This is a genomic window from Curtobacterium sp. MCLR17_043, from assembly GCF_003224215.1.
Lineage (GTDB): Bacteria > Actinomycetota > Actinomycetes > Actinomycetales > Microbacteriaceae > Curtobacterium > Curtobacterium flaccumfaciens.
Genome location: NZ_QKLH01000018.1, coordinates 1 through 16,854, shown reverse-complemented (window position 1 = coordinate 16,854; position 16,854 = coordinate 1). Strand labels below are relative to the sequence as shown.

The 16,854-nt window shown below is 72.0% G+C and carries 18 protein-coding genes; 12 read left to right on the top strand and 6 right to left on the bottom strand.

Annotation, left to right across the window (positions count from 1 at the left end):
* Positions 1-25 precede the first annotated feature (25 nt).
* The 7 genes from DEJ03_RS15455 (at position 26) to DEJ03_RS15425 (ending at position 6,051) form a co-directional block, all read left to right on the top strand.
* Positions 26-754 (top strand): ABC transporter ATP-binding protein, encoded by a 729-nt coding sequence (locus DEJ03_RS15455; protein ID WP_031260145.1) that lies wholly within the window; start codon positions 26-28, stop codon positions 752-754.
* A complete protein-coding gene (locus DEJ03_RS15450; RefSeq protein WP_110865305.1) occupies positions 751-2,028 on the top strand; it encodes an ABC transporter permease in 1,278 nt (425 codons plus the stop codon). The genes DEJ03_RS15455 and DEJ03_RS15450 overlap by 4 nt, the downstream gene beginning before the upstream one ends.
* Before the next feature lie 27 nt (positions 2,029-2,055).
* Entirely contained in the window at positions 2,056-2,583 is a 528-nt protein-coding gene (locus DEJ03_RS15445; protein WP_181422753.1) for a GNAT family N-acetyltransferase, read from the top strand.
* 54 nt (positions 2,584-2,637) lie between these two features.
* A complete protein-coding gene (locus DEJ03_RS15440) occupies positions 2,638-3,306 on the top strand; it encodes a hypothetical protein (RefSeq protein WP_027466829.1) in 669 nt (222 codons plus the stop codon).
* Positions 3,307-3,424: 118 nt separating this feature from the next.
* Positions 3,425-4,117 carry a hypothetical protein gene (locus DEJ03_RS15435; protein WP_110865303.1) on the top strand — a complete coding sequence of 231 codons (693 nt, stop codon included), beginning with the start codon at positions 3,425-3,427 and terminating at the stop codon, positions 4,115-4,117.
* Between the two features lie 39 nt (positions 4,118-4,156).
* Positions 4,157-5,602 (top strand): NAD(P)/FAD-dependent oxidoreductase, encoded by a 1,446-nt coding sequence (locus DEJ03_RS15430; RefSeq protein WP_110865302.1) that lies wholly within the window; start codon positions 4,157-4,159, stop codon positions 5,600-5,602.
* Between the two features lie 5 nt (positions 5,603-5,607).
* The gene (locus tag DEJ03_RS15425; RefSeq protein WP_027466826.1) at positions 5,608-6,051 is read left to right on the top strand and encodes an SRPBCC family protein; all 444 of its coding nucleotides are present in this window, start codon (positions 5,608-5,610) and stop codon (positions 6,049-6,051) included.
* 135 nt (positions 6,052-6,186) lie between these two features.
* On the opposite strand, the gene DEJ03_RS15420 is transcribed toward DEJ03_RS15425, so the two are convergent.
* Positions 6,187-7,005 (bottom strand): shikimate 5-dehydrogenase, encoded by an 819-nt coding sequence (locus DEJ03_RS15420; RefSeq protein WP_110865301.1) that lies wholly within the window; start codon positions 7,003-7,005, stop codon positions 6,187-6,189.
* A gap of 95 nt (positions 7,006-7,100) precedes the next feature.
* Between DEJ03_RS15420 and DEJ03_RS15415 the strand changes: the two genes are divergently transcribed.
* The 3 genes from DEJ03_RS15415 to DEJ03_RS15405 all read left to right on the top strand — a co-directional run bounded on the left by DEJ03_RS15415 (position 7,101) and on the right by DEJ03_RS15405 (position 9,784).
* Positions 7,101-8,027 (top strand): NADP-dependent oxidoreductase, encoded by a 927-nt coding sequence (locus DEJ03_RS15415; protein WP_071406237.1) that lies wholly within the window; start codon positions 7,101-7,103, stop codon positions 8,025-8,027.
* Positions 8,028-8,125: 98 nt separating this feature from the next.
* Entirely contained in the window at positions 8,126-8,320 is a 195-nt protein-coding gene (locus DEJ03_RS15410) for a PspC domain-containing protein (protein ID WP_027466823.1), read from the top strand.
* Between the two features lie 57 nt (positions 8,321-8,377).
* Positions 8,378-9,784, top strand: a complete 1,407-nt coding sequence (locus DEJ03_RS15405) for an L-serine ammonia-lyase (protein WP_110865300.1) — start codon at positions 8,378-8,380, stop codon at positions 9,782-9,784.
* A 25-nt stretch (positions 9,785-9,809) separates the two neighbouring features.
* On the opposite strand, the gene DEJ03_RS15400 is transcribed toward DEJ03_RS15405, so the two are convergent.
* From DEJ03_RS15400 to DEJ03_RS15380, 5 genes are read right to left on the bottom strand one after another with little or no spacing between them, the layout of a single operon-like run.
* Positions 9,810-10,646, bottom strand: coding sequence for a class II fructose-bisphosphate aldolase (locus DEJ03_RS15400; protein ID WP_181422752.1), 837 nt, complete (start codon positions 10,644-10,646; stop codon positions 9,810-9,812).
* Positions 10,643-11,671 carry a 1-phosphofructokinase family hexose kinase gene (locus DEJ03_RS15395; RefSeq protein WP_110865299.1) on the bottom strand — a complete coding sequence of 343 codons (1,029 nt, stop codon included), beginning with the start codon at positions 11,669-11,671 and terminating at the stop codon, positions 10,643-10,645. Before DEJ03_RS15395 ends, DEJ03_RS15400 begins: the two co-directional genes overlap by 4 nt.
* Positions 11,668-12,786, bottom strand: a complete 1,119-nt coding sequence (gene nagA / locus DEJ03_RS15390; protein ID WP_110865298.1) for an N-acetylglucosamine-6-phosphate deacetylase — start codon at positions 12,784-12,786, stop codon at positions 11,668-11,670. Before nagA ends, DEJ03_RS15395 begins: the two co-directional genes overlap by 4 nt.
* The gene (locus DEJ03_RS15385) at positions 12,783-13,694 is read right to left on the bottom strand and encodes an ROK family protein (RefSeq protein WP_071406233.1); all 912 of its coding nucleotides are present in this window, start codon (positions 13,692-13,694) and stop codon (positions 12,783-12,785) included. Before DEJ03_RS15385 ends, nagA begins: the two co-directional genes overlap by 4 nt.
* Entirely contained in the window at positions 13,694-14,572 is an 879-nt protein-coding gene (locus DEJ03_RS15380; RefSeq protein WP_110865297.1) for an SIS domain-containing protein, read from the bottom strand. The genes DEJ03_RS15385 and DEJ03_RS15380 overlap by 1 nt, the downstream gene beginning before the upstream one ends.
* A gap of 133 nt (positions 14,573-14,705) precedes the next feature.
* Here DEJ03_RS15380 and DEJ03_RS15375 point away from each other — a divergent pair, with 133 nt between their 5' ends.
* Both DEJ03_RS15375 and DEJ03_RS15370 read left to right on the top strand, forming a co-directional pair.
* Entirely contained in the window at positions 14,706-15,494 is a 789-nt protein-coding gene (locus tag DEJ03_RS15375) for a DeoR/GlpR family DNA-binding transcription regulator (protein WP_027466817.1), read from the top strand.
* A 153-nt stretch (positions 15,495-15,647) separates the two neighbouring features.
* Positions 15,648-16,854: Gfo/Idh/MocA family protein (locus DEJ03_RS15370; RefSeq protein ID WP_181422751.1), on the top strand; the 1,207-nt coding region annotated here is incomplete at its 3' end.

The following is a 16,854-nucleotide window of genomic DNA, read 5'->3' as shown; positions in this document are numbered from 1 at the left end:
GTGCATCGGACACTACGGTGAAGCCATGACCACTCCCGTGCTCGAGGCCCGTGACCTCGCCAGGACCTACGGCCGCGGCGCGACGCGGTTCGACGCGCTCAAGGGGGTGTCGCTGGCGGTGCACCAGGGCGAGAGCCTGGCGATCGTCGGCAAGTCCGGCTCCGGCAAGTCGACGCTGATGCACCTGCTCGCGCTGCTCGACAAGCCCTCGGCCGGACAGGTGCTGCTCGACGGCACCGACGCGGCGACGCTCGGTGCCCGGCAGGTGAACCGCACGCGCAACAGCACGTTCGGGTTCGTGTTCCAGCAGTTCTTCCTGACGCCGAAGACCTCGGTGCTCGACAACGTCGTGCTCCCGCTCAAGATCGCCGGTGTCTCCGGGGCCGAGCGGAAGCGACGGGGCATGGCGGCGCTCGATGCGCTCGGGCTGGCCGACAAGGCGAAGAACGACGCCAACGACCTGTCCGGCGGGCAGAAGCAGCGCGTGGTCATCGCCCGGGCGCTGGTCGGCGAGCCGAGCGTGATCTTCGCCGACGAGCCGACCGGCAACCTCGACACGAACACCGGACAGGTGGTCGAGGACATGCTGTTCGGGCTGCAGCGCGAGCGGGGGATCACGCTCGTCGTGGTCACGCACGACGAAGAGCTCGCCGCGCGCTGCGACCGCAGCGTGAACGTCCGCGACGGCCTGATCGTCGGCGGACCCGACGACGCGGTCGACGCGTCTGCCACGCACGGAAGGCACTCCGCATGAACTTCCTCGACCTCCTGCGCACCGCGGTCTCGAACACCTTCCGCTCGAAGCTGCGCACGACCCTGACCGTCATCGCGATCTTCATCGGCGCCTTCACGATCACCCTCACGTCGGCCATCGGCACGGGCGTCAGCAACTACATCGACAGCCAGGTCTCCTCGATCGGAGACGACGGCACCCTGGTCGTCACGAAGGCCGTGGACTCCACCTCGACCGACAGCGGCCCGGCGAAGTACGACCCCGAGGCGTCCGGTCAGAGCGTCGACCGCGGCCCGGCGTCGTTCTCGTACCTCTCGCAGTCCGACGTCGACGCCATCGAGAAGACCGACGGCATCAAGAGCCTCCGCCCCGCGGTCGCCCTCGCGCCGAAGTACGCCGAGTACGGGGACCAGGGCAAGTACGTCGTGTCGCTCACGGCCAACGCCGGCGAGCTCGACGCCGACCTGGCGAGCGGCAAGCAGCTCGACGACGAGACCGACGCCAACCAGGTGATGCTGCCCACCGATTACCTGAAGAACATGGGTCTCGGCAGCGCCTCGGCCGCCGTCGGCAAGGAGCTCACGATCGCCGTCGACGACTACCAGGGCAAGGAGCACACGCTCACCGCCACCGTCGTCGGGGTGCAGAACGAGTCGCTGTTCGGCAGCGGTGCCGGGGCGAACGCCGCACTGACCGATGCCATGCAGGCCGCGCAGGAGATCGGCAAGCCCGACTCGATCGCGACGTCCTACGCCAGCGCCACCGCGACGCTCGACGCCGACGCCTCCGTCACCACGGTCAAGAAGTCCCTGGCCGACGACGGGTTCCTCGGCCAGACCATCCAGGACCAGCTCGGCCAGTTCCAGACCGTCATCAGCGGCATCGTGGGGGTCCTCAACGCCTTCGCCGTGATCGCGCTCATCGCCGCCGGTTTCGGCATCATCAACACCCTGCTCATGAGCGTCCAGGAGCGCACCCGCGAGATCGGGCTGATGAAGGCGATGGGCATGGGCGGCGGCAAGGTCTACACGCTGTTCTCGCTCGAAGCCGTCTTCATCGGGTTCCTCGGCAGTGCCATCGGCGCCGGGGTCGCGATCCTGCTCGGCACCGGGATCTCGAACGTCCTGGCCGGCACGCTCCTGAAAGACCTGCCGGGGCTGCAGATCATGCAGTTCGCACCGGGGTCCGTCGCCACGATCATCCTCGTCGTGATGTTCATCGCGTTCCTGGCGGGGACCCTGCCGGCACGACGAGCCGCACGGCAGAACCCGATCGAGGCGCTCCGGTACGAGTGACAGGCAGGGCTGCCTAGTGTCGGAACGGTGACGACGTTCGGACGCGACCTCGGTGACGGCTACACGCTGACGCTGCGCGACCTGACGACGGTCGACCAGGTGCTCGCACTCGTGCACGCCAACACCGATCGTCTGCGTGCCGCCGAGCCCTGGGCCTGGGATCCCCAGACCCGCGAGGCCATCGCCCTGCACACGGAGCGCCTGCTCGGCCAGTTCGCGATGGACCGCGCGCTGCCCTGCGTCATCCGGGCGGACGACCGCATCGTCGGGGTGGCGTCGCTGACGTTCGACCCGTACCTGGGCCAGGCATCGCTCGGCTACTGGGTGGACGCCGGACAGGAGGGCCGTGGTGTCGTCCGGCGGGCGGCCACCGTGTTGATCGGGGTCGCCCGGGCGCGCGGGTGCGCACGGATGGAGATCCGGACGGCGGTCGACAACGCGCGGAGCCGGGGGCTCGCCGAGCGGCTCGGCTTCGCGCACGAGGGCACCCTGCGCGGGGCGCTGCCCCTCGGGCCCGAGCGTGTCGACGTCGCGGTGTACGGCCTGCTGCTCTGACGCCCGTCGCCGTCGTGCAGGCCGACCGACACCGGTCGCCGGTATCGTCGGAGCATGGCCTTGTTCGGACGACGCAACCCCGACGTGCGCGATCGACCCATCAGCCAGGTCGAACTGAAGCGGGCGGTCGACGAGGGCTTCCTCATCGCGAAGGCCGCGGTCACCATCGCGGTGGCCAACCGCATCATCACGAACGCCCTGCGTGACCAGGGGTACTTCGACCACGCGCTCATCGCCGAGGCCACGCGCGAGGAACTCCACCGCATGGCCGAGGAACAGCGGGGCGACGCCGCACGCATGCGGGAGATCCGCTCCACCTCGAGCAAGCAGAAGGGCCGTTCCCGCCACCAGCACGACTACCGGCGGGGCGACGACCTGAAGCTCCGGATGCGCGAGGCCACGTACGAGCAGCTCGCCACCATGCTCGACAAGCGGCGCGACGACCAGCACTTCGTCGACGGCATCGTGCTCGCCGCGCGGGCCCGCGCCTGGGACGACATCGGCACCACCGTCGTCGGACGCCTCGGTTGGGCGCAGCGCCCGGCGGACGACTACGAGATCGGCCGTGACGACCGGCTGCAGCAGATGCTCGACGAGGACTTCGCCGAGTTGCTCGCCGAGCACCCCGTCGGATCGACCCCGGTCGACGCCGACGAACCCGACGACGCCGATGGTGACCAGGACGAGTCGGACCCGGCCGACCCCGACACCTCGCGCACCTGACCGGTACTTGATATACCGGCCCGTCTTCGATAGGCTCATCGAGTAACGCCCCAGGACCATTCGGCTCGCCGGACTCCTGGGGCGATTGCTGTCTCAGAGGGGTGCGACGAGGGGCGCGATGATCGATCCAGCCACGCTGCAGGCGCTCCCGAGGCTGCTCAGCGCAGCGCGCTTCGACCGGTACACGGCTCGCTACGACGGCCGTACCGACCTCGCCGCCCGGCTCTACGCCTGGAACTCAGAAATCGCGTCGGCGTTCTGGGGTCCCGTCGGTTGCCTCGAAGTGTTCGTCCGGAATGCTCTCCACGACGAACTCCGCCGGGGCCGTCGTGACGACTGGTGGAACGACTCCGCTGTCCACCTGCTGGACCGCGAACGCCGAGCGGTCGACGACGCAACTCGAACCCTGCGGCGACGGGGCTTCACCGATCCCGAACCGGATCAGGTGGTCGCCGCGACGAGCTTCGGTTTCTGGGTCGGCCTCACCGATGCGGGGATCCCCCGAGACCCGATCTGGAGCTACGAGACGACGCTCTGGCAGCCCCGGCTCGTGCACGCGTTCCCCGGCCTGGGGGCGGTCCGACGCAAGCAGCTGCACCGGCGACTCGATGCCGTGCGGAGATTCCGGAACCGGCTCGCCCACCACGAACCGATCCACAATGCGCCGTTGCCGGCCATCCGCGACGACATCGTCGCGATCGCCCGAGCGATCGACCCCGACGCAGCAGCGTTCATCACCGGTGCGCACCGTATCGACGACGTCCTGGATCGGAAGCGAGTGGCGGTGTCGACAGGCGCCTCGGTGATCTGACCGACACCACACGCAGTCACGAGTCCCTAGGCTCGGTGCATGGTTGATGCGGTGGTCGTCGGAGCGGGACCGAACGGGCTCGCGGCAGCGGTGACGCTCGCACGCGCCGGACTGTCGGTCGAGGTCGTCGAACGGAACGACACGATCGGCGGCGGCGCCCGCACGGCCGAGCTCACCCTGCCCGGCTTCCTGCACGACGTCTGCTCCGCCGTGCACCCGATGGCCCTGCAGTCCGAGTTCTTCCGGCTGTTCCGGATGGAGGAGCGCATCGAGCTCCGCCTGCCCGAGGTGCAGTACGGCCACCCGCTCGACGGCGGGCGCGCCGGCATCGCCTACCAGGACCTCGACCGCACCGCCGCCGAGCTCGGGGTGGACGGGCCGGCCTTCAAGCAGCTGATGGCCCCGCTGGCGGAGAACGCCGACCAGGTCGCCGACTTCGCGACCGACGCGCTGCTGCACGTGCCGCGGCACCCCCTGACCGTCCTGCGCTTCGGCCTGCGGGCGCTCGAGCAGGGCACCGCCGCGTGGAACCTGCGCTTCCGCGGCGAGGCCGCCCCGGCGATGGTGTCCGGCGTCGCGGCGCACTCGATCCAGCACCTGCCGTCCCTGTCCACCGCGGCGGCGGCCCTGTCGCTCGGCTCCTACGCGCACGCCCGCGGCTGGCCGGTGCCGATCGGGGGCAGCCAGGCGATCGTCGATGCGCTCGCCGCGGACCTCGTCGCGCACGGCGGCCGCATCGTCACGGGGCAGGAGGTCCGGTCGCTCGGTGACCTCACCCCGGCGAAGGCGGTGCTGTTCGACACGAGCGTGCCCGGCATGCTCCGGATCGCGGGCAAGCAGATCCCGACGCCGAAGCGTGGGGCGCTGCGTCGCTTCCGGTTCGGCAACGCGGCAGCGAAGGTCGACTTCGCGCTGTCCGACCCGGTGCCGTGGACCAACGAGTCGCTGCGGAAGGCCGGGACCGTGCACATCGGTGGGACCCGCCAGGAGATCGCGGCCGCCGAACGTGCCGTCGCGAACGGCCAGCACGCCGAGCGCCCGTACGTGCTCGGCGCGGAGCCGACGGTGGTGGACCCCACCCGCGCCCCGAAGGGCAAGCACGTCTTCTGGGCCTACGCGCACGTCCCCGCGGGGTCGGACGTCGACCCGACCGAGGCCGTCACCCGCCAGATCGAGCGGTTCGCGCCGGGGTTCCGCGACACGATCCTGTCGTCGAGCTCCCGCACCGCCGTGCAGATGGGCGAGTACAACCCGAACTACGTCGGTGGCGACATCGCCGCCGGTGCCGCGAGCTTCTGGCAGCTCGTCAAGCGCCCCGTCCTGTCCAGCGACCCGTGGCGGATGGGCGGCGGCATGTACCTGTGCTCCGAGTCGTCCGCGCCGGGCCCCGGCGTGCACGGCATGGCCGGTTGGCACGCGGCGAAGAGCGCACTCCGGCACACCTTCGGCCTGCCGGAGGACGTCGACCTCACCCCGGAAGGCTGATCACCATGGCGAAGAACGTCCGCATCCTGCACTGCCGTCCCGAAGCCGTCTTCGACGTGCTCGGCGACGGGTGGCTCTACACGACCTGGGTGGTCGGCGCCTCGCGCATGCGCAAGGAGGAGTCCGGCTGGCCGCAGGTCGGCACCCACCTGCACCACTCGTTCGGTGCGTGGCCGATCGTCATCAACGACGTCACGACGTCGCTGGTGTGGGAGCCGCCGCACCGCATGGTCATCCAGCCGAAGGGCTGGCCCATCGGCGAGGCCCGCGTCGAACTGACGGTCGAACCGCACCGGCACGGCAGCAAGGTCACGATCACCGAGAACGCCGTGGCCGGACCGGGCTCCTACGTGCCCGACTTCCTCATGCAGCCGCTCATCTGGATCCGCAACCGCGAGACGCTCCGCCGGCTCGAGTGGGTGGCCGTCGGGCGCGCGGCGAACGCCTGAGACGGCCCACGAGACGGACGGGAGGCCCGTGGCGGCGTCGCCACGGGCCTCCCGTCGCGGCCGTCGTGCCGCTGGCGCGTCACGCCGGAACCGGCGGGTGGGGCCCACCTCCCGTCCGCCCTGTGGGTGCGTCGACTACTCGGCGCGCGAGAACTCGCTGGCCCGCGCCACCTGGTCGTCGGTCAGGGCGACGCCCGTGTACCGCTCGAACTGACGGGCCGCCTGCAGGGCGATGACCTCGGCGCCGGTGATGACGTGCTTGCCGGCGTCGCGGCCCGCCCGCACGAGCGGGGTCTCCGACGGGAACGCGACCACGTCGAAGACGGTGTGCGCCGCCTCGATCCGTTCCGGCGCGAAGGCGAGTGCGTCCTGCTGGTCGCCGCGCATGCCGAGCGGGGTGACGTTGACGACCAGGTCGGTCTCCCCCGCCTCGCGCTCGTCGGCGACCCACTCGTAGCCGTACTGCGACGCCAGGGCCGGGCCGGTCTGCTCGTTGCGGGCGACGACCGTCAACCGGTCGAAGCCGGCGCCGCGGAACGCCGCCGTGACGGCCTTGGCCATGCCGCCCGAGCCGCGGAGCAGCACCCGCGAAGCCGGGTCGACCTGGTGCGACCCGAGCAGGGCGGCGATCGCCTCGTAGTCGGTGTTCGACGCGGTGAGCACGCCGTCGTCGTTCACGACCGTGTTGACCGACTGGATCGCGGCGGCGGAGTCCTCGATGTGGTCGACCAGCGGGATGATCGCCTCCTTGAATGGCATCGACACCGAGCAGCCGCGGATCCCGAGCGCGCGGATGCCGACGACGGCGCCGGGCAGATCGGTCGTGGTGAACGCCTTGTACAGGAAGTTGAGGCCGAGCTCGTCGTACAGGAAGTTGTGGAACCGGGTGCCGATGTTGCTCGGGCGCGCGGCCAGCGACATGCAGACCTGCATGTCCTTGTTCAGGATGGGCATGCCCCCAGTCTCGCACCCTCTCCCTTTCGCGTCCTCGCAGGGATGGAGCGGTCCACGCAGACCGGGTGCCGCGCGCCGGGGTAGCGTCGGTTCCGATGACTGAGATCCCGGAGACCATGCGCGCTGTCCGCTTCGACGAGTGGGGTGACCGATCGGTCCTGCACGTCGCCGAGGTGCCCGTTCCCGAGGTGACGCCCGGGCGGGTGCTCGTCCGCGTCCGCGCCGCGGGCATCAACCCCGGTGAGTCCGCCATCCGCCAGGGTGCGTTCGGCGGCGATCTGCCGTCCGGGCAGGGCACCGACTTCGCCGGCATCGTGGTGGCCGTCGGGGCCGAGGTGGACGGCGTCGACGAGGGCGAAGAGGTGATCGGCTGGTCGTGGGACCGCGCCAGCCAGGCCGAGTACGTCTCCGTGCCGGCCGTCCAGGTCGTCCAGAAGCCACGCCTGCTCGACTGGACCGTGGCGGGTGGCCTCGACGTCATCGCGACCACCGCAGCCGCAGCCGTCCGTGCGGTCGACCCGCGTCCGGGCGAGACCGTCGTGGTGTCCGGCGCCGCCGGCGGGGTCGGCGGCTTCGTCACCCAGCTCCTCGCGAACGAGGGCATCGACGTCATCGCCGTCGCCTCCGAGGCGAACCACGAGTGGCTCCGCTCCAAGCGTGCACGGCCGGTCGCGTACGGCGACGGGCTGCAGGAGCGCATCACCGAACTCGCGACCAACGGCATCGACGCCGTGATCGACACCCACGGCGCCGAGTACGTCCGGCTCGGCATCGCCCTCGGGGTGCCGGTCGACCGCATCGAGACGATCATCGCGTTCGACGAGGCCGCCGAGGTCGGGGCGAAGGCCTCGGGCAGCGCGGACACCGCCGACCCGGAGATCCTCGGCGCGCTCGCCCTCGAGGTGGCGAACGGCGCCATCGAGGTGCCGATCGCCGCGACCTACCCGCTCGACCGCGTGCAGGACGCCTTCGAGGAGCTCGAGCAGGGCCACACCCGCGGCAAGATCGTCCTCATCCCCTGATCCCAGGGCCGCTCAGGGCCGGTCCGGGGGTTTCCCCCACCACGCTCGGGGTGCGTCCCGGATGCGCTCGACCGGCGGCGTTGCGTAGCGTCGTCGGTATGAGCACACTCTCCCGTCCCCGCAACGGTCGTCTGCTGGCCGGCGTCTGCGCCGGTCTCGCCGATCGCTTCAACCTGTCCCGCACCCTGGTCCGGGTGGTCTGGGTCATCCTGAGCTTCTTCCCCGGGCCGCTGTGGATCGCGTACGTCGTGCTGTGGTTCGTGATGCCGCCCGAGGGTGGTCGGCGGCGCTGACGGCTCCGGGGTCGCGGCGCTGAGCACCGGTCCGTCCGGACGGGTTAGTGTGGCGGCGTGCCGGTCTCCGCCTTCGATCTGTTCAGCGTCGGTGTCGGCCCCTCGAGCTCGCACACCGTCGGCCCGATGCGGGCCGGTGCCGAGTTCGCCACCCTCGTCCGTGGCCTGCCCGTGGCGTCCGTGGTGGTCGACCTGTACGGGTCCCTCGCGTCGACCGGGCAGGGCCACGGCACGCTCGGTGCCGTCGTCGCCGGGCTCATGGGGTCACACCCGGAGACCGTCGACCCCGATGCCATGGTCCTCGCGCTCGACGCCGTGGAACGCGACGGTGTCCTGCGCCTCGATGGCGGTGCGAGCGTGCCGTTCCGCCTCGCCGACATCGTCCTGCACCCCCTGACGATGCTGCCCCGGCACCCGAACGCCATGCGGCTGCGTGCCCGTGACGCCGACGGGACCGACCTGGCCGACGAGACCTACTACTCGATCGGTGGCGGGTTCATCGCACGGGACGAGGCGGCGGAGCCCGCGGCCGACGCATCCGCTGCCGTCGCCGGTGCCGCGATCCCGGTCGACGACGCCGTGCCGTACCCGTTCTCGAGCGGCGCCGAGCTGCTCGCCGCGTGTGCCGGTTCCGGCCTGCCGATCAGCGGCGTCGCCCTGGCGAACGAGGCCGTCACCCGGACGGACGCCGAGATCCGGTCCGGACTGCTGGGCATCCACGGCGTGATGGAGTCGTGCGTCGACCGATCCGTCCGCCGGGGCGGGTGCCTGCCCGGGGGACTCGACGTCCGTCGTCGCGCCGCCACCTGGCACGAGCAGCTCACCCGCGAGGACCCCGACCACGACCCGCTCTTCGCGATGGAGTGGGTGAACCTCGTGGCCATGGCGGTCAACGAGGAGAACGCCACCGGCGGACGTGTCGTCACCGCCCCGACGAACGGCGCAGCCGGCATCATCCCCGCGGTCCTGTACTACGCGCTCACCTACGTGCCCGCGGTCGCCGAGGCCCCCGCCGCCGAACGGGACGACGCCGTCGTGCGGTTCCTGCTCACCGCCGGGGCGATCGGGTCGATCTACAAGGAACGGGCGTCGATCTCCGGCGCCGAGGTCGGCTGCCAGGGCGAGGTCGGTTCGGCGGCGTCGATGGCGGCTGCGGGGCTCGCCGAGGTCCTCGGGGGCACGCCGGAGCAGGTCGAGAACGCCGCCGAGATCGCGATGGAGCACAACCTCGGGCTGACCTGCGACCCGATCGGCGGCCTGGTGCAGATCCCGTGCATCGAGCGGAACGCGATCGCGGCGAACAAGGCGATCAACGCCGCCCGGATGGCCCTGCGCGGCGACGGGGTGCACCACGTGTCGCTCGACCAGGTCGTCGAGACGATGCGGCAGACCGGGGCGGACATGTCGTCGAAGTACAAGGAGACCGCGATGGGCGGGCTCGCGGTGAACGTCCCGCTCTGCTGAGCGCCAGCTCGCGCCCGCTCGCGCGTCAGGCGTGCAGGAGCGTCAGCAGCCGTGCCGTCTCGGTGGCGATGGCGTCCCGGCCCGCCGACACGTACTTGCGCGGGTCGACGACGTCCGGCCGCTCATCGAGCACGGTACGGAGCGCACGGGTGAACAGGCCGTTCAGGTGCGTCGAGATGTTGATCTTCGTCATCCCCGCGTGCACGGCGCCACGGAGTTCGTCGTCGGACAGGCCCGAGGACCCGTGCAGCACGAGCGGCACCGGCACCGCGGCACGGAGGCGCTCGACCAGGTCACGGTCCACCGACGCCTCGCGGGTCTGCATCGCGTGCGAGGTCCCCACCGCGACCGCCAGGGCATCGACCCCGGTGTCGGCCACGAACGCGGCGGCGTCGGTCGGATCGGTGCGGACGCCGGGCGCGTGCACACCGTCCTTGCCGCCGACCTCGCCGAGCTCGGCCTCGATCGCGACGCCCGCGGCGTGACACCGGGCAGCGAGTTCGCGGGTCACTGCCACGTTGGCGGCGAAGTCCAGGTGTGAGCCGTCGTACATGACCGAGTCGACGCCCAGGTCGACACCGGCCACCACCAGCTCCGGGTCCTCGATGTGGTCGAGGTGCACGAGGACCTCGACGTCGGCGGCACGTGCGACCGCCTGGGTCGCGGTCGTGATCGGTGCGAGGCCACCGTGGTACCGGACGCAGTTCTCGCTGATCTGCAGGATCACCGGCAGAGCGGCCAGCTCGGCGCCGGAGACGATCGCCTCGGCGTGCTCCAGCAGCACCACGTTGAACGCACCGACCCCGCGGCGAGCCGTGCGGGCGGTGTCGAGCAGGCCGGTGAGGGCGAGGTCGGTGATCATGCGGGGGTCCTCGTTCGGTCGTGGGCGGGAGCGGGCGGGGTGGACAGGAAGCGGTCGACGTCTGCCGGGTCGACCACGCCGGCCACCGGCTGGAGGACGGCGGCGGCCCCGTGTGCAGCGGCGGAGCGGAGGGCTCGGAACAGGGTGGCGTCGTCGGGGGCCGGGACGCTGCCGTCGGGCGCGGAGAGGCCAGCACCGACGAGGACATCGACCAGGACACCGACGAGTCCGGCGGTGGCTGCGTCGCCGGCGCCGGTGGGGTTACCCGAGACCCCGGGGACCGCCGGCACCTCGAGCACGTGCTCGGTGGTGTGGGCGGCGATGCCGTCGGAGCCGCGAGAGACCACGACGACCGTCGCGCCGAGTCCGAGGAGCCGGAGTGCCCCCGAGCGCTCGTCGTCCGTGCCCGTGGCCTCGAGCAGTTCCTCGCGGTTTGGCTTGCAGACCGTCGCCCCGGCCGACGCGGCAGCCAGCAGCGCGGTGCCCGAGCAGTCGACCACGGAGAGCGCACCGCGGCGGCGGGCGGTGGTGACCCAGCGGGCGACGACCGTGGGGTCGGTGTCGCGGGGCAGTGAGCCCGACACGACCAGGGCCGCGGCGGCCGGGGCGCCGGCGGCACCGCGGGTGCCGCCGGCGACGCCGTCGTCGAGCAGTTGCTCGACCGCGCTGGTGACGGTGTCCCACTCGTCGGGGCTGAGCACGGGTCCGGGCTCGCCGAACATCGTCGGGTGGGCGAGGTCGTCCACCACCGTCACGGTCGTGCGGGTCTCGCCTTGGACAGCGACGTCGGTGTGGGCGAGTCCGAGGTCGTCGAGGGCGTGGGCGATCCAGTGCCCGCCGTCGCCGCCGAGGGGCACCACGGCGTGGGTCGGGACACCGGTGGCGGCGAGGACCCGTCCGACGTTCAGGCCCTTGCCGCCCGGGCGCCGCTGGACCTCGAGCACGCGCTGGGTCTCGCCGATGCGCTGTTCGGCGACCCGGTAGGTCACGTCGACGGCAGGGTTCGGGGTGACGACGAGGATCATGCGACCACCGCCGTCGGCAGGGCTCGGACGCTGCCGCGCTCCGGGTCGAGCACGACCAGGTCGGCGGGGGCGCCCACGCTGAGCGGTGCCGGAGCCCCGAGCAGGCGTGCGGCACGCCCCGCGGACGCCGCGACGACCTCGGGCAGGTCGGTCCCGGCGTCGAGCAGGCGGCGGACGGCGTCGGCGACCGTGATCGTGCTGCCCGCCAGCGACGAACCGTCGGCGAGCACGGCGAGCCCGTCGCGGACGGTCACCGCCGATCCGGCCACCGTGTACGCCCCGTCGGGGCAGCCCGTCGCCGCCATGGCGTCGGAGACCAGGACCATCCGGCTCGGAGCGCTGCGCTGGACGATCTCGACGGCGACCGGGTCCAAGTGGTGGCCGTCGACGATGCACTCGAGCAGCACACGGTCGTCGGAGAGCGCAACCCCGACCGGCCCGGGCGCACGGTGGTGCAGCGGGGGCATCCCGTTGAACAGGTGGGTGACGAGCGAGGCCCCGGCGTCGACCGCGCGGCGGGTCTGCTCGGCGGTGGCGTCGGTGTGGCCGACGGCGACGACGACCCCGGCGTCGACGAAACGGGCGACGGCGTCGAGTGCACCCGGGAGCTCCGGCGCGAGCGTGACGATCCGCATCGCGCCACCCGCGGCGTCGCAGTAGGCGTCGACCTCGGCGGGGTCCGGGGCGTGCAGCAGGTCGACGCGGTGCGCCCCGCGACGGGCCGGCGCGAGCCACGGCCCCTCCAGGTGCAGTCCGGCGAGCGTGCCGTCGGCGACGAGCGGCCGGAGCCGGGTGAGGGCCGCCACGGTGTCCGCGCGCTCGCCCGTGGCGATGGACCCGACCAGGGTGCTCGTGCCCCGTGACCGGTGGTGCCCAGCGGCGGCACGGGCGTCCTCGGCGGAGCACCCGGCGAAGTCGTGCCCGAGCGCGCCGTGGGCGTGCAGGTCGACGAACCCGGGCACGACTGCGCCGTCGACGGTGACGGCGGTGTCCGTGCGCATCGGGGACCCGGTGCCGGTCGCCAGCACGGTGTCGTCGTCACCGATGACGAGCCAGCCGTCGTGCAGGTCTGCCTGGGCCGTGACGATGCGATGGGCCCGGACGAGGGTGGTCACAGCAGGACCCCGGTCTCGGTCTCGAGCAGCGCGCGTGCGAGGATCCCCGCTCCGATGGCGCCGGCTGCGTCGCCGTGCCGGGCGGGGACGACGACGGGGACACGGACGCCCTGCAGGCGCTCCGTGACGGCGTCGCGCAGCGGGTCGAGCAGCAGCGGCCCCGACTCGGCGAGTCCCCCGCCGACGATGATGGTGTGGACCCCGGCGACCGCGGTCGTCCAGGCGAGCGCGTCGGCCAGGACCGCGACGCAGTCGTCCCAGACCGCACGGGCAGCGGGGTCGCCCTGGCGGACCAGGAGCATGGCGGCGTGAGCGGACGGCGCGCCGGAACGACGTGCGACTCCCCCGGCGGACGCGATCTCCTCGACGCGGTGGCCCGCGTGCGGACCGGTCTGGATGCGGACCTGCCCGATCTCCCCCGCCCAGCCACCGCCGGACACGACGACGCCGTCGACCACCAGGGCGCTCGCGAGCCCGGTGCCGACCGGCACGAACGAGACCGACCCCCGCGAGAGCGCCGGGTCACCGGCCCGGACCTCGGCCAGGGCGCCGGCGCGGACGTCGTGGCCGAAGGCGAGCGGCACGTCGATCCCGTGACGCAGGAGCTCGGCACGGACGAGGTCACGCACCGGGACGTCGCGCCACCCGAGGTTGACGGACAGGTCCACGGTGCCGCGGGTCTCGTCGACGACGCCGGGGGTCACCACCCCGATGGCTCCGAGCGGCGCCCGTCGGGTGGCCTGTGCGGCCAGTTCGGCGACGACGGCGGCGAGGCGCTCGGCGCCCGGGTCGTCGCGCGGCGTCGGTACCCGAGTCTCGTCGAGGACGAGTCCGTCGGCCGTCGTCAGCCGGGTCTTGATGCCCGTGCCGCCGACGTCGACCCCGAGCACCGCGCCTGCGCCACCCATCAGGTGAGGATGACCGACCGGGTGAGCGACCGGGGGTTGTCCGGGTCGAGCCCGCGTCCCTCGGCCAGGGCGACGGCGAACCGGTGCACCACGACGAGTCCGGCGATCGGGTCGAGGTCGTGCTGGACGAAGCGGGCGCCGGTGGTGGCGACCTCGTCGGCCAGGCCCTCGGGTGCCGTGCCGAGCGACCAGACGAGCCGGCCGGGCTGGGCGATCGCGATGGGACCGTGCCGGTAGTCCATCGCCGGGTAGGACTCAGCCCAGAACTGCGCGGCCTCACGCGTCTTGAGCGCGGCTTCGAACGTCAGGCCGACTGCGGCCCCACGACCGACGAACGAGACCTGCTCGGCGTCGAGCAGGTCGTCGATCGGCACCGTCAGCGCGGTCTCGGCCTGGGCTGCGAGCGCGTCGACGTCGTCACCGATGGACGCCCGCAGCAGTGCGAGCGTCGTGGTGGCGAAGCGGGTCTGGACGACCGAGCGCTCGTCGGCGAAGGGCAGGGCGATCACCTGGTCGGCGACGGCCGCGGCAGGGCTGTCGGCGACGGCCGTGATCAGGACGGTCCGCTGCGACGGCAGGGCCTGCAGCAGGTCGACGATCTCGGTCGTCGTGCCCGAGCGGCTGATCATGAGCACGCGGTCGTACTCGCGGGACGCGGGGTACTCGGATCCGGCGAAGGCATCGGTCACACCGAGGCCCGCCTGCTCACGGGCGACGGCGTAGCTCATGGCGATGAACCAGCTCGTGCCGCAGCCGATCACGGCCACGCGTTCGCCCGGCTGGGGGAGCGCGTCGGCGAAGGTCGGCAGGAGCGCGGCGGCTGCACGCCAGGTCTCCGGCTGCGAGGCCAGTTCAGCGCTCACGAAGGTGTCGGTCATGGGAGCCTTCCGGGTCCGGATCGATCCGGGTGATCGATGATCAGGAAGCGTAGCGAGCGATCGTGCGCAAGGGAAGGGGAAAACGTCATTTCCGATCACCGGGGGACGGTGGTGACGCCGTAGGATGACCGTCATGACCCCCCAACAGCGGCTGAACGCCCTGCTCGAACTGGTGAGCGAACGCGGCAACGTGTCGATCGCCGAGATCGGGGAGCTGCTCGGGATCTCCGCCGCGACGGCTCGCCGTGACCTCGCGACCCTCGCCGACCAGCGGCTCGTCACGCGCACGCACGGGGGAGCGGCAGCACTCGGGGCCGGGTACGAGCTCCCGCTGCAGTACAAGATCGCCCGGCAGGCCGAGGCGAAGACGGCGATCGCCCGCGCGGCCGCCCGACTGGTGCAGCCGGGGGAGACCGTCGGCCTCAACGGCGGGACGACCACGACCGAGGTCGCGCGTGAACTCGGCAAGAGCGAGCGGTTCATCCGCGCCGACGGCGAGTTCGGCATCACGATCGTGACGAACGCGCTGAACGTCGGGTACGAGCTGTCCGTCCGCGCCAACGTGAAGATCGTGGTCACCGGTGGAGTGGCGCGGCGGCAGTCCTACGAGCTCGTCGGGCCGCTCGTCCGGGACACCCTCGACGAGTTCGCCCTCGACCTCGTGGTGCTCGGCGTCGACGGTCTCACCGGCCAGTACGGCGCGACCACCATGCACGAGGGCGAGGCCGAGGTCAGCCGCCACTTCGCCTCGGTCGGACGACGCGTCGTCGTGGTCGCCGACTCGACCAAGATCGAACGGTCGACCTTCGCCCGGATCTGCCCGCTCGACCGCATCGACGTCCTGGTCACCGACCAGCCGGTGCCTGCCTCGTTCGCTGCTGACCTGGCCAGCGCCGGCGTGGAGCTCGTCGTCGCCGACTGAGCACCCCCTGCGGCCACCCCGGAACGGTCCGGACGTTTCGATCGTGTAAAACCCTCCCCGGCACGGATGCGTGAGCGATCCGTGAGCGCCTATTGTGCATTCATGATCGATTCGGCATCATGGGCGTCACATTCACGCAAGGGAGCTGTGAGCATGGGCGCTGACAACGCAGGACTCCGCGTCGCGGTGATCGGGATGGGCCAGCGGTCCGCCATCGCCCGCCACGTGGCCGAGGCAACGGCCGACGACGCGGCGCTGCAGGCACGGGTCGTGGCCGTGGCGGACGTCACCGCGGCCGGTCGGCGGCGCGGGCACGACGAGTACCCGGACGCCCTGGTGGTGGAACACCACCGTGACCTCACCGGTCACGTCGACGCGGCCATCGTCACCACGCCGGACTGGACCCACGCCGAGATCGCGATCGACCTGCTCCGCGCGGGCATCGCCGTCTACCTCGAGAAGCCGCTGGCCATCACGGTCGAGGACGCCGACGCCGTCCTGAACACCGCGGCGGAGACCGGGACGCCGCTGTACGTCGGGCACAACTTCCGGCACGCCGCCGTCGTCCGCCTGATGCGCGAGATCGTCGACCGCGGCGAGATCGGTCAGGTCAAGGCCGTCTGGTGCCGGCACTTCGTCGGCAACGGCGGTGACTACTACTTCAAGGACTGGCACGCCGACCGCAGCAAGGTGAACTCCCTGCTCCTGCAGAAGGCGAGCCACGACCTCGACGTCATCCACGCGCTCGGCGGGGGTGACACCGCCCGGGTCGTCGGGATGGGCTCGCTGTCGGTCTACGGCGACGTCACCGACCGGCGCGACCGCAGCGGCGAGCTCATGGGGGACTGGTTCTCCCACGACAACTGGCCGCCGCTCGCCCAGACCGGGCTGAACCCCGTCGTCGACGTCGAGGACGTCTCGATGGTGATGATGACGCTCGACAACGGGGTGCAGGCCAGCTACGAGCAGTGCCACTTCACCCCGGACTACTGGCGGAACTACACCGTCATCGGCACCGAGGGGCGCCTCGAGAACATCGGCGACACCGGTGGTGGCGTCGTGAAGGTCTGGACGCACCGCCGGGGCTGGGACACCACGGGGGACCGCGAGTACCCGATCGACGGCGTCCAGGACGGGCACGCCGACGCCGACCTGCTCACCATGACCGAGTTCCTGCGGTCCGTCGCGTTCGGCGAACCGTCGGAGCTCTCCCCGATCGCGGCCCGTGCCGCGGTCGCCGCCGGCGCGCTGGCCACGCGCTCGCTCCGCAACGGGTCCATCCCCATCGACGTCCCGCCCCTGCCGGCCGAGACCATCGCGCACTTCACGTCGAACGCCCCGCACTCCACCCCCTCCACCC